Genomic DNA, 254 nt, shown 5'->3' with positions numbered 1-254 from the left:
CAGCAGACGTCGTGCAGCCGGTAGAAGAAGCTGCCGGCTTTAACTGGAGCGGTCTATACGTTGGTTTTGGCGTCGGCGCCGGTGCCAACGTACACAAGCTCAGCAGCGATTTTATTCCAGTCTCGCTGAACGGCATTGGTGGCGAAGGCGTCTACGGTGAGCTGACGGTTGGCTATGACTATATGGTCGCGCCGCGGTTCCTCATCGGAGGTCTGCTGGACGCTCACGTCGGCAACATCGGGACCACGCTGGAC

The 254-nt window shown here is 59.4% G+C and carries 1 pseudogene; it reads left to right on the top strand.

The features are described 5' to 3' along the window. Nucleotides 1–11: 11 nt before the first annotated feature. Nucleotides 12–254: pseudogene (locus P9217_RS30275) on the top strand (porin family protein); the annotation flags it as partial.

Source organism: Mesorhizobium sp. WSM4989 (assembly GCF_029625795.1).
GTDB lineage: Bacteria > Pseudomonadota > Alphaproteobacteria > Rhizobiales > Rhizobiaceae > Mesorhizobium.
This window is presented reverse-complemented; position numbering and strand designations above follow the sequence as displayed.